General features: G+C 66.8%; 9 protein-coding genes. 2 read left to right on the forward strand and 7 right to left on the reverse strand.

What is annotated here, in order from left to right:
• Nucleotides 1-3: 3 nt before the first annotated feature.
• The 7 genes from DT343_RS06995 to DT343_RS07025 form a co-directional block, all read right to left on the reverse strand.
• Nucleotides 4-1,446 carry an aldehyde dehydrogenase family protein gene (locus DT343_RS06995; RefSeq protein WP_112862264.1) on the reverse strand — a complete coding sequence of 481 codons (1,443 nt, stop codon included), beginning with the start codon at nucleotides 1,444-1,446 and terminating at the stop codon, nucleotides 4-6.
• Nucleotides 1,447-1,526: 80 nt separating this feature from the next.
• Entirely contained in the window at nucleotides 1,527-2,972 is a 1,446-nt protein-coding gene (locus tag DT343_RS07000) for a sugar porter family MFS transporter (RefSeq protein ID WP_112862265.1), read from the reverse strand.
• A gap of 51 nt (nucleotides 2,973-3,023) precedes the next feature.
• Complete coding sequence (locus DT343_RS07005; protein ID WP_112862266.1) at nucleotides 3,024-3,782, reverse strand: SDR family NAD(P)-dependent oxidoreductase; 759 nt, start codon at nucleotides 3,780-3,782, stop codon at nucleotides 3,024-3,026.
• Entirely contained in the window at nucleotides 3,779-4,927 is a 1,149-nt protein-coding gene (locus tag DT343_RS07010) for a fumarylacetoacetate hydrolase family protein (RefSeq protein ID WP_181669134.1), read from the reverse strand. Before DT343_RS07010 ends, DT343_RS07005 begins: the two co-directional genes overlap by 4 nt.
• 62 nt (nucleotides 4,928-4,989) lie before the next feature.
• The gene (locus tag DT343_RS07015) at nucleotides 4,990-6,003 is read right to left on the reverse strand and encodes a LacI family DNA-binding transcriptional regulator (protein WP_258522516.1); all 1,014 of its coding nucleotides are present in this window, start codon (nucleotides 6,001-6,003) and stop codon (nucleotides 4,990-4,992) included.
• A gap of 77 nt (nucleotides 6,004-6,080) precedes the next feature.
• The gene (locus tag DT343_RS07020; RefSeq protein WP_112862269.1) at nucleotides 6,081-7,520 is read right to left on the reverse strand and encodes a GH39 family glycosyl hydrolase; all 1,440 of its coding nucleotides are present in this window, start codon (nucleotides 7,518-7,520) and stop codon (nucleotides 6,081-6,083) included.
• Nucleotides 7,521-7,710: 190 nt separating this feature from the next.
• Nucleotides 7,711-10,170 (reverse strand): glycoside hydrolase family 3 protein, encoded by a 2,460-nt coding sequence (locus DT343_RS07025; RefSeq protein WP_112862596.1) that lies wholly within the window; start codon nucleotides 10,168-10,170, stop codon nucleotides 7,711-7,713.
• A 377-nt stretch (nucleotides 10,171-10,547) separates the two neighbouring features.
• Here DT343_RS07025 and DT343_RS07030 point away from each other — a divergent pair, with 377 nt between their 5' ends.
• Both DT343_RS07030 and DT343_RS07035 read left to right on the forward strand, forming a co-directional pair.
• Entirely contained in the window at nucleotides 10,548-12,827 is a 2,280-nt protein-coding gene (locus DT343_RS07030) for a WD40/YVTN/BNR-like repeat-containing protein (RefSeq protein WP_220116502.1), read from the forward strand.
• A complete protein-coding gene (locus DT343_RS07035) occupies nucleotides 12,824-14,443 on the forward strand; it encodes an alpha-L-fucosidase (RefSeq protein ID WP_112862270.1) in 1,620 nt (539 codons plus the stop codon). The genes DT343_RS07030 and DT343_RS07035 overlap by 4 nt, the downstream gene beginning before the upstream one ends.
• Nucleotide 14,444: the final 1 nt, after the last annotated feature.

The raw sequence follows: 14,444 nt of genomic DNA on the forward strand, positions 1-14,444 counted from the left end.
GGATCAGCCCGCCGAGTAGGAGGTCTTGATCTGGGTGTAGAACTCCACGGCCGCGAAACCCTGTTCGCGTGAGCCGTAGGACGACTTCTTCGTCCCGCCGAAGGGGACGTGATAATCGACGCCGGCAGTCGCCAGATTGACCATAGTCATGCCGGCCCTGGCGTTCTTCTGGAAGTCGCGGGCGTGTTTCAGCGATTGGGTGACGATGCCGGCCGACAGGCCGAACTCGACACTGTTGGCGACGGCGAGCGCTTCTTCATAGCTGGCGACGCGGATGGTTGAGGCGACCGGGCCGAAGACCTCTTCGTTGTTGATGCGGGCGTCGGCGGCAGTGTCCGCAATCAGGGTCGGCTGGACGTACCAGCCGGGCGCGTCGAGGTTTAGACGCTCGCCGCCGGTAACGATGCGGCCGCCGGCCTCGCGGGCGATATCGATGTATTTGTAGGAGACCTCGCGCTGGGCCTCGGTCACGGCCGGGCCCATCTGGGTGTTGGAATCCAGGGCGTGGCCGACGCGCAGGGCCGCGACCTTCTCGGCCAGGGCGGCGACGAACCGGTCGTGGATGCCGTCCTGAACGATCAGGCGGCTGGAGGCGGTGCAGCGCTGGCCCGTGGCGAAGAAGCTGCCGTCCAGGGCGATGTTCACCGCCCGATCCAGATCGGCGTCGTCCAGCACGATCAGCGGATTCTTGCCGCCCATCTCCAGCTGGACCCGCGCCTGGCGCTTGACCGCGCCTTCGGCGACGCCCGCGCCCACGGCTTGCGAGCCGGTGAACGAAATGCCGTCGATGCCAGGATGGGCCACGATGGCGCGGCCGACGTCGCCGTCGCCGATCATCATATTGACCACGCCCTTGGGCAGGCCGGCCTCATGCAGCACCGCGATCAGCGCCTCGGCCGTGGCCGGGGTCGGGCCGGCGGGCTTGATGACGACGGTGTTGCCGAAGGCGATGGCCGGGGCGATCTTCCACGCCGGGATGGCGATGGGGAAGTTCCACGGGGTGATCAGGCCGAACACGCCCACCGCCTGGCGATAGGTCTGGATCTCGACGCCGGGACGGGTCGAGGGCAGGTTCTGGCCGTGGACGCGCAGGGCCTCGCCGGCGAAATACTTCAAGATGCGGGCGGCGCGCATCGTCTCGCCGATGCCCTCGGGCAGGGTCTTGCCCTCCTCGCGGGCCAGCAGGCGGCCGATGAGGGCGGCGCGTTCCATGATCAGGCTGCCGGCCTTGTCCAGCACGTCGAAGCGGACTTCCGGCGAGGCGTCGGACCAGCCGGGGAAGGCGGCGCGGGCCGCCTGAACCGCCTGATCCACCTCGGCGGCGCCGCCCTTGGGCGTGCGGGCCACGACGTCGCGCGTATCCGACGGGTTCAAGCTCTCGCCCGCAAACGCGCCCGCGACCTTCTCGCCGCCGATCCAGTGCGAAAGTTCAAGCGTGTCGGTCATGGAAAGTCCTTTTCATAAGGCTGACGGGCGGCGGGGGAGCGCCGCCCGTTTCGGGGAGGTGGGTATGAGATGGCGAAAGATCAGCCCGTCATGTCTTCCAGTTCGCGACCACGCGTTTCCCTCACCCAAGCCTGGACCAGGAAGAAGGAGATCAGGGCGCTGACTGCGTAGAAGCCATAGGTGAAGACCAACCCGAGGGTGGCGGCCATCCACGGGAAGGTGACCGAGATGGCGAAGTTGGCGATCCACTGGGCGAAGCCCGCGACGGCCAGGGCCGAACCGCGCATCTGGTTGGGGAACATCTCGCCCAGCATGACCCACATGACCGGGCCCCAGCTGAAGTTGAAGAAGACCACATAGGCGTTGGCCGCGATCAGGGCGATCAGGCCGGTGTTGTCATCCAGATGCAGCGACCCGTCGATCAGGGCGGCCTTGGAGAAGCACCAGGCGACGACAGCCAGGGTCACGAACATGCCGGCCGAACCGATCAGGAGCAGAGGCTTTCTGCCGATCTTGTCGATTACGGCGATGGCGGCCAGACAGGCGGCGATCGACAGGACGCCGGACAGGATGTTGATCTGCAGGGCGTCGTTCTCGGAGAAGCCGACCGACTGCCACAGCACCGCGCCGTAGTAGAAGACGATGTTGATGCCGACCAGTTGCTGGAACACCGCCAGGATCAGGCCGGCCCAGACGATGGGACGCACCTTCTTGGTCGCGGGGTCAAGCAGATCGACGAACTTGGGCTTGTGATCGGCGCTCAGCGAGGCGCGGATTTCGCTGACTTTGCGCGCACCGGCGCCGGCCCCGAACAGTTTGGACAGCACGGCCTCGGCCTGGGCGTCCTTCTTTTTGGCGACCAGGAAGCGCGGGCTTTCCGGTATGACCAGCAGGGCGAGCAGATATATGGCGGCCGGGATCACCTGCAGCCAGAACATCCAGCGCCAGGCCGGGAAGCCGAGCCAAAACTCGGCGGTCGAACCGCCCGCCGTCGCCGCCAACACATAGTTGGCCACGAAGGCGCCGGTCAGGCCGGTGATGATCATGATCTGCTGCACCGACGACAGACGGCCACGGATCGAGGCCGGGGTCACTTCGGAGATGTAGGCCGGCGACAGGACCGAGGCCGCGCCGACGCCCAGACCGCCGATGAACCTGGCGATGATGAAGTGGGCCGAACTGTCGGCCGCGCCCGCCCAGATGGCTGAGATGATGAACAGGCCCGCAGCGATCTGCATCACCGTGCGGCGGCCGATGGCGTCGGCCAAACGTCCCGCGATGAAGGCGCCGACAGCGCAGCCCAAGAGGATGGCGCCGACGTTAAAGCCGGTTCCCAGGGCCGACAGGTTGAACGCAGCCTCCAGCCCGTCCTGGGTGCCGTTTATCACGCCGGAATCATAGCCGAACATGAAGCCGCCGATGGTGGCGACCGCCACGATCAGGGCGATGAAAGCCATGTTGACGCGGTCGTCCCCCGCAATGTCATGTCCGCTATTTGGGCCTGAGCCCCCCGTCGGTCCTGCCATCTCGATATTCCCTCCGAAAGCCCGTCTGACGCGGGCGTGAAATCAGAAAACCTAACGCCAGCCGGCGTCCACGAAATACTCGTGGCCTGTAATCAATCGTGCATCGTCAGAGGCCAGGAACAGTCCGAGCGCGGCGACGTCTTGCGGCTGCAACCGACCTGGCAGGCATTGCGCCGCCACGATCTCGGCTTCGCCTTCCGGCGTGTACCATTTCATCTGGCGCGGGGTCTGGACGTTGCCGGGCACGATGCAGACGACGCGCACGCCGTCGCCGCCCAGCTCGCGCGCTAGGGCCCGCGTCATCCCTTCGATGCCCGCCTTGGCGGTTTCGTACAGCGATAGATCAGGCAGGCCCAGATGCCAGCTGATCGAGCCGAGGTTGATGATGACGCCCCGCCCCTGTTCGCGCATGCCCGTCGCAACCGACTGGGCCGCGAAGTAAAGGTGACGCAAGTTCACATTGATCCGCTCATCCCAGTATTCAGGCGTGACCTCGGCCAGCGTATGACGGTCGTCATTGGCGGCGTTGTTGATGAGGACGTCGATGGGACCATGTTCGGCGACGATCTGGGCCAGGCAGGTCTGCAAGGCGGACACGTCCATGAGGTCGCATTGATGAAACGTTGGAGCCGGCGACAACGCAGACAGCGACGCCTCCAACGCCTTGGAGTCCGCCTCGGCGATGTCGAAGAAGACGACGCGGGCGCCTTGCCGCGCAAAGGCTTCGGTGAAGCCCGCGCCGATGCCGGAACCACCGCCGGTGACGACGACCAGACGGTCCTTCAGCGAAGGATAGATTGCGCCGCTCATGCCGTGACTCCCAGCAGGCCACGACCGGCCAGATTGCGCATCAGTTCCATGACGCCGAACTTCCAGGGCGGGGCCTGGTCGCAGGTCGCGACGATGTTTTCCAGCACGCCCAGCTTGTCGGACGAGACGCGCACCCGGTCCCCGATCTTGTGAGTAAAGCCCTTGCCCGGCGCATCGCGATCCTCGATCGGCGCGAACATGGTGCCGAGATACAGGGCGAAGCCGTCGGGATACTGATGCGCACTCAGGGTCTGGCGCACCAGCTCCTCGGGATCGCGGCTGATCAGGCTCATAGAGCTTTCGCCCGTCATCACGAAACCGTCCGTCCCCTCGACCTCCAGCCTGACGGTGGCCGAGCGCACGTCGTCCATGCCGAAGCCGTCGTCGAACAGGCGGATGAAGGGGCCGATGGAGGCCGAGGCGTTGTTGTCCTTGGCCTTGCCCAGCAGCAGGGCTGAGCGCCCCTCGATGTCGCGCAAGTTTACGTCGTTGCCCAGGCTGGCGCCGACCGGACGGCCGGCGGGATCACAGATCACCACCACTTCCGGCTCGGGATTGTTCCAGGCCGAGTCGCCCCGCACCCCGACCTCGGCGCCCCAGCCGACCGAGGCTAGCACCGGCGCCTTGGTGAAAATTTCGGCGTAGGGGCCGATGGCGACTTCGAGATATTGCGACCACAGGCCCTCGGCGATCAACTGCGCCTTGACGGCTTCGGCCTTATCCGAGCCGGGACGCAGGTCCTTGAGATCGCCACCGATCCGGTCGAGGATGGATTGGCGCACGGCGTTGGCCGCATCGGCATCGCCCCGCGCACGCTCCTCGATCACCCGCTCCAGAGCCGAAACTGCGAAGGTGACGCCTGACGCCTTGATGCATTGCAGATCCAGCGGCGAGAGTAGCCGCACGTCCGCCAGTTCCGACGACCAGGCCGAAGCGACCGTCAGTTCGTCCAGCGGACCCATATCCGCGCCGGCCGTGTCCAGATCTTGAAGAGCGGCCGCCTGGGCGGTCGTGGCGACCTGGTTCGAAAGATCATATAGCCGGCCGCTTCGCGCCAGCACGGGCGAGGGACCGGCCTCGGCAAGCACGCGCCCCAGCAGGCGCGCGTCGCGCCAGTCCGCCGGCAGACAATCGGCAAGCAACAAATCTCATCCTCCCCACGTTCTCGGACGTGTTAGCGCTAACATCTTTTAGCGGGGGGCGGATGTCAATCGTTCGGAGGGGCTGTGCTTTCGCGCGCGATGAAGTCGTGGGAAACCGGGAGGTCCCCCTCTCCTCCCCGCCCCAGGATAACCGCAGCGGAACGCGCCATTTCGGCGACGGGTTGACGGATGGTCGTCAGGGTCGGCCAGACGCTGGCGGCCAAATAGGTATCGTCGAACCCAGCCACCGAAATATCGCCAGGCGTCGACAGGCCGGCCGCATGAACGGCGGCCAGAACCCCGGCGGCCATGTCGTCGTTGCTGGCGAAGATGGCGGTCGGTCGCGGCGAGCGCGCCAGAAGCCGCTGTCCCGCCTCGAAACCCGAACGATAGGTGAAGTCGCCCGCCTCGGCCCACATCGTCGCGCCGGCCACCGAATCGACGGCGGCCTGGGCGCCGTGGCGGCGATCGGCGCTGGCGCTCTGGTCGGGATGGCCTTCTACGAAGCCGATGGCGCGGTGACCCAAGTCCAGCAGATGCCGCGCCATCTCATGCGCCGCTCCCTGATCATCCACCCGTAGGGAGATCAGGCCGTCCCGCAGCGCGGGCGCCGCCAGAACCACGGCCTTCATCCCGCTGATGGCGATTGCGTCCAAGGTCGCCGCCGATTCGCCCAGCGGCGGCGGCACGATCACGCCTTGCGCCCCGCCGGCCGCCAACCTCTGCACCGCCTCGCGCTCTTCGTCGGGCGCCCCAGGCCGCGACGGCTCGATCAGCAGGAGCAGCCCCACTGACCGCGCCCCGTCCAGAGCGCCGGCTAGCAATTCGGCCAGATAGGCGCTGGACGGGTTGGCGTAGAGAAGGCCGATCCGACCGCCCCCGGCCCGCGCCAGGATGCGTGCGGCGGGATCGGGCACATAGCCGGTCTCGCGGATGATCGCCTGGACCCGCTCACGCGTCGCCTCGCGCACCCGTGCATCGCCATTGACGACGCGCGACACCGTCATCGGCGACACGCCGGCGAGACGCGCGATGTCGCCCATGGTGTGGTTGCGCCGGGGATTCTGTTGATCAGTCACAGCAAGGACAGCAGCACGCTCATGAAGGCACGTCCACCACTTGCGATGGCGAAAGGACTACATTGATCACTCGGGCGTCAGCGCCTCGGCGATGCGTCCATCTCGACCATGACCACATCGTGGACACGCATGGGAATCTCCATCTGGGCCGTGCCGTCCGCACGTGCCGTGATCACGAGGGTTTCGGCTTGGTCCAGGGTGAGGGTTTGCAGAGTCTTGAGCTGCTCTTCGCTCAGCGCCGCCGGCGCGCCCATTTCCAGATGGGCGGTGTAGGCGTCGTTGGCCTTGAACCCGACGCGGCGGATGCTCGCTGCGTGGACGCCGGGTCGCAACCCTCGCATCTCGATTTGCAAAGGGGCCGCCGCAGCCGGCTCTCGCACCTGGCGGAAGAAGGGTCGGTTGCTGATCGGCTGGTCCGGCAGTTCATAGCGCCAGGCCAACACTTGCACCGTATCGCCCTTTAACGCAGCGATGCTCTGATCGTCGCCGGTCGGCATCTCGCGGTCGCCCAGACTGTTTAGATATTTGTAGGCGAACCACGTCGGCTTGCGCACGCCCTGCGGGGTCATCAGCCCGAAGCCGCCGTCGAACGGTTTGATTTGCGGCCCCGGCTCCTCGAACAGGTCGCTATAGGCCCAGTAGCTCATGCCCTGCGCCAGACCCTCGCTCCGACGCAGTTTGGTCAGGACGTATGACGCGCCGAGATAGTCGTCGTGGATAGGATCGCGCGGATTGTAGCTGGTGCTCCATTCGGTGAAGAACAGCGGCAGGCCCGGCTGGGTCGATGCCTCGATCTCGGCCCGCGCCTTGCGCACGTCGCTGACGACGGCGTCGAGATTGCGTGACAACTTGTTGTCCCCCTCGCCCTTCTCGTCCAGGAAACCGCCCTTGACGCCATAGGTGTGGGTGGTGACGAAATCGACCGGCGCGTCATGCTGGCGCGCATAGGCCAGGAATTCGGGCACCCAGGCGGCGCCGGCGGTGGAGGGGCCACCGACTCGCAAGGCCGGATCGATCGCCTTGATCGTCCGGGCGGTGCGCACATAATAGTCGAAATAGGCCGCCTGGTCGGCACGCTCCCAGAAGCCATCCAGGTTCGGTTCGTTCCAGAACTCGAAATACCAGCTCCGCACTTCCTCGGCGCCGTAGCGGTCGAGCAGGTGCCGCATGAAGGCGTCGATCAAGCCGACCCATTTCTCGGGCTGGGGATGCGAGGTGTTGCCCTTCCAGTAGAAGAGCGTCTGATCCGACGTCTTCATCGCATCGGGGGTGAAGCCCAGTTCGATGAAGGGCTTGATGCCCATGGCCAGGAAGCTGTCGTAGAGATGGTCGATCTTGGTCCAGTCATAGACCGGACGGCCGTCCACCTCGCGATAGACGCCCATGTCGTCATGGAAGATGTCGTGAAAGCGAATGTAGCGAAAACCCAGTTCGTCACGCGCCGTTTTCAGCTGCGCCAACGTCTCGGGCCGGATTGTCGTGCCGGGATAGTCGGCCCCGACAGAAAACTCGGCCATGCGGTCGCGAGACGTGAAGGGCCCCGCAACGTCCACAGTGATCGTTCTAGGGTCCGACGCCTGCGCGCCGGATGCGATAAGAACGCCAAGAGCCCCGGCCGCGCCCATGACACGACGAAGCACTTTCGCTCTTTTCGTCCACATTCGAGCCCCCGATTTCAATGTGTCGAATGATGCGGCGAGCGCCAGCCTACTGCGTTGGACAGACGGCGTCGCCCTCGTTTGAGGCCAGGCGGATATCCTCGACCGTGACGGCAAAGTCGGCGTTGGTGCGCAGGCCCCAGGGTTGGTCGACGGCGGCGATGTCGGCGCCGCGATCGCGCAGGCACGACAGCCGCACCTTCAGCGTGCGCCATTCGCCGACGGGGGCTGCGGCAATCAGGCTGGAGATGTCGACAGACCCGGAGCCCAGGGTCAGGAACACCGGCCCCCTGGCGCGGGCGTCCACGCGGTAGCGGAAGGCGATGGCCATCTCGCCGTTCGACTGGCGCGTCAGATCGACCGGCTGCGCCGCGATCAGGGCCTGCCCCCCGCCCTGCGAGAAGGTCAGGGCGCGCGCCGATTCCTGGCCGGCGCCGTCGGTGGAGCGCACCGACACGCCGCCGCGCGGGCTGGCGCCGGTCTTTTCGGAGCCCAGGCGGAACTCGCCGCCCGCGTCGCGCAGCATCAGCGACCAGGGCGCGACGAAGCGGCCATCGACGAAGTAGCGATCCAGATTGCTGCCGGACCCGACCACGCCGCTGTCTTCCGACAGGGCGCCGACGCGGGCGTTGCGCGCATAGGTCAGGCCGTAACCATAGGCGAACTGAGGATCATAGCCGGGCTGACCGACGTTCAGCGGCTCGCCCTTGGCGGTCTTGGGCCAGCTGAAGGACAGGGTTCCGGTAAAGTCGTTGCGCGGCTTGCCCGCCGCATCGCCGATCAGCACGTCTGCGACGCCGGCCCCTTCGGTGCCCGGCAGCCAGGCGGCGACGAAGGCGTCGGACGCATTGATCTCAGGGTTGGTCCACATCGGCCGGCCGGACAGGAAGACCGACACCGTCGGAATGCCCGCCGCCTTCAGACGCTTCAACGTCTCCAGCGGGCCGGTGGGCAGGAAGTCCAGCGTGTCCACGTCGCCCTGGAACTCGGCATAGGGGGTCTCGCCGAAGACGACGATGGCGACGTCCGGCTTCTGGGTGAAGGCTCCGTCGGCGCTGAGGGTCGCCTGGCCGCCGCCGGCGGCGACCGCCTCGCGGATGCCGCTCCAGATCGACTGGCCGTTGGGGAAGTCGGCGTTCGAGTTGCCCGTGCCCTGCCACGTCAGGGTCCAGCCGCCCGAGGCCTGGCCGATGTCGTCGGCGTGACCCGCGACCAGCACCCGCGCGCCCGAGCGGATCGGCAGGACCGAGCCCTCGTTCTTCAGCAGCACCAGCGACTTGCGCACCGCCTCGCGCGCCAGGGCGCGGTGAGCGGGCGAGCCCAGTTCGTTCAGATGCCCCTCGACCGGGCGGCTGTCGTTGAACAGGCCGGTCTTGATCTTGACGCGAAGGATGCGGCGCACCGCCTCGTCCAGGCGCGCCATCGGGATTTCGCCCGACTTCGCCTGGGCCAGGGTGTTTTCATACAGCGGCTTCCAGCTGTCGGGGGCCATGAACATGTCGATGCCGGCGTTGAAGGCCAGGGCGCAGCTTTCGTTCGAACAGCCCGGCAGCTGGCCATGGGCGTTCCAATCCGACACCACGAAGCCGTCGAAGCCCAGCGGGCCGCGCAGCACGTCGGTCAAAATGGTCTCGTTGCCCGAATGTTTGACGCCGTTCCAGCTGGAGAAGCTGGCCATGATCGACAGCACGCCGGCGTCGATGGCCTGGGGATAGCCGGACAGATGGGTGCGGATCAGCTCCTGTTCGGACCCGGCGAAGTCGCCCTGGTCCTTGCCGCCGGTCGTGCCGCCGTCGGCGAGGAAGTGTTTGGCCGATCCGGCGATGTGGCCGGCTGTCAGCGGATGGTCGACCGACAAGGCCCCCTGAAGGCCAAGGGTCATCGGGCCGGCGTAGCTCTGCGCCACCTCGGGGTTTTCGGCATAGCCTTCATAGGCGCGGCCCCAGCGGTCGTCTTGGGGCACGGCCAGGGTCGGGCCGAAGGTCCAGTCGGCGCCGGTCACGGCGACTTCCAGCGCGGTCGCCTCGCCGATCCGCCGGATCAGGTCGGGATCGCGCGCGGCGCCCAGGCCGATGTTGTGCGGAAAGATGGTCGCGCCGACGACGTTGTTGTGACCGTGCACGGCGTCGATGCCGTAGATCAGCGGCACCTTGGCGCCCGGCCGCTGGGCCGCCGCCGCACGGAAGGCCTGGGCGAGTTCGACCCACTTGTCGGCCGAGGCGCGCTCGTCGCCGCCCGGCGAGGAGTTGCCGCCCGCCAGGATCGAGCCCAGCGGATAGGTCAGCAGGTCCTCAGGCTTGATCGAGCCGATATCGGCCTGGATCGTCTGCCCGACCTTCTCCTCCAGCGTCATCCGGCTCATCAGTTCGGAGACGAAGGCTTCCGTCGCCGCGTTTGTCATCGCCGCCGGCGAGGCCGCGCGGGGCCAAAGCGCAGGATGCGCGCGCGTCGCATCCGTCACGATCGACGCCTGCGGCGTCACCGCCTGAACCGGAACGGCCCGAACCATGCCAGGATCAATCGCGCACGCGCTCGACATGAGAACAACGCTCAGCGCCAAGGCGGAAACGGCGCTGGGTGGAGAGTTCAGGATACGCAGGGTCATGTCGGTTCATCAGCCTGTCAGCAGATCATGTGACGAAAAACCCGGCGCGACTACGCAGGTCGCGCCGGAAGTTCGCTCAGGGTTTGTGAAAATCAGGGCGTGGCTTGGCGCGCCAACAACGGCGAAATCCGTTTGAACCCGAGGTTCGCTCCCCGCACCCGTCGCCGGCGCCTGATTTTTACAGACGCAACTTGATGCACCTATGACAATGATGTCAACTGTCTAAGTTAGCGCTAACATTAAGAGGCAGGTTAATGCCTTCGATAGGGGGAGGACGCGGCATGACGACACGCGTGACGCGACGCACCGCCGGGATTATGGCGTTTTCCGTCGCCTGCCTGGCGACAGCCGGAAAGGCGTGCGCGAAAGAGCCCCCCCGCTATGTCTGGCGCAACGTCGTGGTCGGCGCGGGCGGATTCATTCCCGGCATCGTGTTCAGCCCCATCGAGCGCGGGCTGGCCTATGCGCGATCCGACATGGGCGGCGCCTATCGGTTTGACGCCGCCGCGGGCCGCTGGGCGCCGCTGATGGATTCCAGCCCTCTGTCCGGCGATTTCGGCATCGAGAGCATCGCCGCCGATCCTGTCGATCCGAATATCGTCCACGCGGCCGTCGGCGTTCACAGAGGCGATCCGGGCGCCATGCTGCGCTCGACCGATCGCGGCGAGACATGGCTGCGAACCGACGTCCCTTTCCGGATGGGGGGCAACGAGGACGGACGCGGGCTTGGCGAACGGCTGGCCATCGATCCCAACGACAACCGTATTCTCTACTTCGGATCGCGCCATGACGGGCTGCAACGCTCGACCGACGGCGGCGCAAGTTGGCGCAAGGTCGATAGCTTTCCACTGAAGGGTCTGGGTACGCCCACCGACCGCAGCACCCACGGCGGGCTGAGCTTCGTCGTCTTCGATCCCCGCAGCGGCCAGGGCGGTCAGGCTTCCCGCACGCTGTTCGTCGGGGTCGCCGATCCGCACGAACACGCCCTGTATCGATCCGACGACACCGGTCGGACGTGGCGGCCGGTCGAGGGCGGACCGCGCCCCGAGCTGTCGGCGGCCAAGGCGGAACTGGACGACCGGGGCATCCTCTATGTGACGTGTACGCTGGGCATCGGACCGAACGGCGTGACGGACGGAGCCGTCTGGCGGCTGGACACGGACACCGGCGCCTGGAGCGATATCAGCCCGCCCCGCCCCCAGACCGCACAAGGGGGCGGCTTCATGGGCGTTGCGCTGGATCGCAACCGGCCGGGCGTCATCGTGGTCTCGACCTTGAACCGCTGGCAGCCCGGCGACACCCTCTGGCGCAGCACCGACGATGGGGTCAACTGGACCAGTCTGCGGGAAAAGGCCCGGCACGACGTCAGCGCGACGCCGTATCTGAAATGGGGCAATGACAAGCCCGACTTCGGCTGGTGGATCGCCGCGCTGGCGCTGGATCCGTTCGACAGCGATCGACTGATCTATGCGACCGGCGCCACCGTTTATGAGACTCGAAATCTGTCCGCCGCCGACGACAATCGGCCGACCGACTGGAAGCCCTGGGTCGAGGGGATCGAACAGACGGCTGTCATCACCCTGCTCAGCCCGCCGAAGGGGCCGCAACTGCTGACCGGGTTCGGCGATATCTCAGGCTTTGCTCACGAGGATCTGGACCGTTCGCCGCAGCGCCAGTTCACCACCCCCGTCTTCGCCAACACCAACCAGATCGATTATGCGGGCGCCGCCCCCGACATCCTGGTGCGCAGCGGCACGCCGCACGAGGGCGTCGCCTCGGAGGGGCACGATGGTTCGACCCTGGCCTGGTCCGATGATGCTGGTCTGACCTGGAAGCCGCTGGGTCGGCCCCGGCCGGCTTCGGGCGAGACCCAGATCCCGGCTGAAAACCCGCGCATGGATCTGTATCGCGACGCCCCGATCACCGTGTCGGCGGACGGATCGACCTTCGTTCTGGCGACGCCCCGCGTCGTCTGGTCGCGCGACCGCGGCAAGAGCTGGAAGTCGTGCGCGGGCCTGCCCCTGCTGCTGCGTCCCGTGGCGGACCGCAAGGATGCTATGCTGTTCTACGCATTGGATTTCCGCACCGGCGACTGGTACGTCAGCGTGGACGGCGCCGAGAGTTTCGCCGCGGTGACTTCACGCGGCCTGCCCGCCGCCATCGCCGACGATCGTCCGACATGGCGCGAGCTCGCCTTCCCGCTTAAGGCGACGCCTGATCACGAGGGCGACCTGTGGTTCGTGTCCCGCACCGGCCTGTACAACAGCCGCGACGGCGGTCAGCGGTTCGAGCGGATCGACGGCGATCTCATGGTCGAGATGATGGACTTCGGCAAGCCGCCCGCCGGCACGACCTACCCCGCCCTGTTCGCCATAGGCACGCAAGGCGAGGTCAGGGGCGTCTTCCGTTCAGACGACAAGGGCCGGTCGTGGATCCGCGTCAACGACGCCCGCCACGAATACGGCCGCCGTTTCCGGGCCATCGCCGGCGATCCACGCGTGTGCGGCCGGGTCTATGTCGCCACCGACGGCCGCGGCGTCGTCTATGGAGAACCGGCATGACCCTGTCGCGACGTGGACTGCTGGCCGCCGGGGCGTCGGCTTCGATGCTGGGGGCCTGCGCGACGACGTCGAATGTCGCGACGGCCGGTCCGTTCAAGCCGACTTGGGACAGTTTGGCGGCCGGCTACAAGACCCCCGACTGGTTCCGGGACGCCAAGTTCGGCATCTGGTCGCACTGGGGGCCGCAGTGCGTGCCGGAGTTCGGCGACTGGTACGGCCGCCAGATGTATATCCAGGGCAACCCCTTCTACGAGCACCACGTCGCGACCTACGGCCACCCCAGCCGGTTCGGCTTCATGGAGTTGATCGACCAGTTCAAGGGCGACCAGTGGGATCCCGAGGGCCTGCTGGACCTCTATCAGGCGGCGGGCGCCCGCTACATCATGTCGATGGCCAACCACCACGACAATCTGGACCTGTTCGACAGCAGCCATCACGCCTGGAACACGATGCGGGTCGGGCCCAAGCGGGACATCGTCGGCACTTGGGAGAAGGCGGTGCGGGCGCGGGGCCTGAGGTTCGCGGTGTCGAACCATTCGGCCCATGCCTGGCACTGGTGGCAGACCGCCTATGGCTATGACGCCGAGGGGCCGCTGAAGGGCGTGCGCTATGACGCGGCGCGGCTGACCCGGGCGGACGGGGCGGGCAAATGGTGGGACGGGCTGGACCCGCAGGAGCTCTATACCGGCCCGACCTTCGCTCCGCCGGAAGGCATCAGTTCCATCGCCGAGATGAACGCCTGGCACGATGCGCGCGACGGCCAGTGGATCGAGACGCCGCCCGCCAACAATCCCGCCTTCGTGCGGTCCTGGGTTCTGCGACAGCGCGACCTGATCACTAAATACAGGCCGGACATGGTCTATTTCGACAACTACGGCCTGCCGCTGGGTCGTTACGGACTGGAGGCGACGGCCGAGTTCTACAATGCTTCCCTGGCTTGGTGCGGCGAACTGCCAGTCGTGAACGGCAAGCGGCTGGACGATCGGCAACGCAAGGCGATCACCGAGACGGTCGAGCGCGGCTTCTCCGACAGTCTGAAGCCCGAGCCGTGGCAGACCGACACCTGTATCGGCGACTGGCACTACAACCGCGCTCGCTTCACCAACCACGCCTACGTCCCGGCCCACAGCGTGGTGCAGCGGCTTGTGGATGTCGTTTCCAAGAACGGCAACCTGATGCTCAACATCCCCCAGCGCGGGGACGGCTCGATCGATAGCGACGAGCGTCAGATCCTGACGGACATCGCCGCCTGGATGGCGGTCAACGGCGAGGCCATCTTCGACACCCGGCCCTGGCGCATCTATGGCGAGGGGCCGACGGCGGTCGTGGGAGGTATGCATGGCGAGGGCGCGGCGCGGCCATGGACCGGCCAGGACATCCGCTTCACCACCAAGGGCGACGTCCTCTACGCCTTCGCGCTGGACTGGCCGCAGGACCGGAAGATGGTCGTGCGGGCGCTGACCCCGCAGGTGGGGCGTGTCGAGGCGGTCGAACTGCTGGGCGGCGGCGCCCTGCCCTTCCGTCAGACGGCCGAGGGTTTGACCATCGACCTGCCGGCCCAACGGCCCGTCGCCACAGCGCCCGCCATGAGGCTGAGGGGCGCGGGGCTAGTCTGAC

Origin of the sequence: Brevundimonas vesicularis (genome assembly GCF_900445985.1) — a bacterium.
Lineage (GTDB): Bacteria > Pseudomonadota > Alphaproteobacteria > Caulobacterales > Caulobacteraceae > Brevundimonas > Brevundimonas vesicularis_D.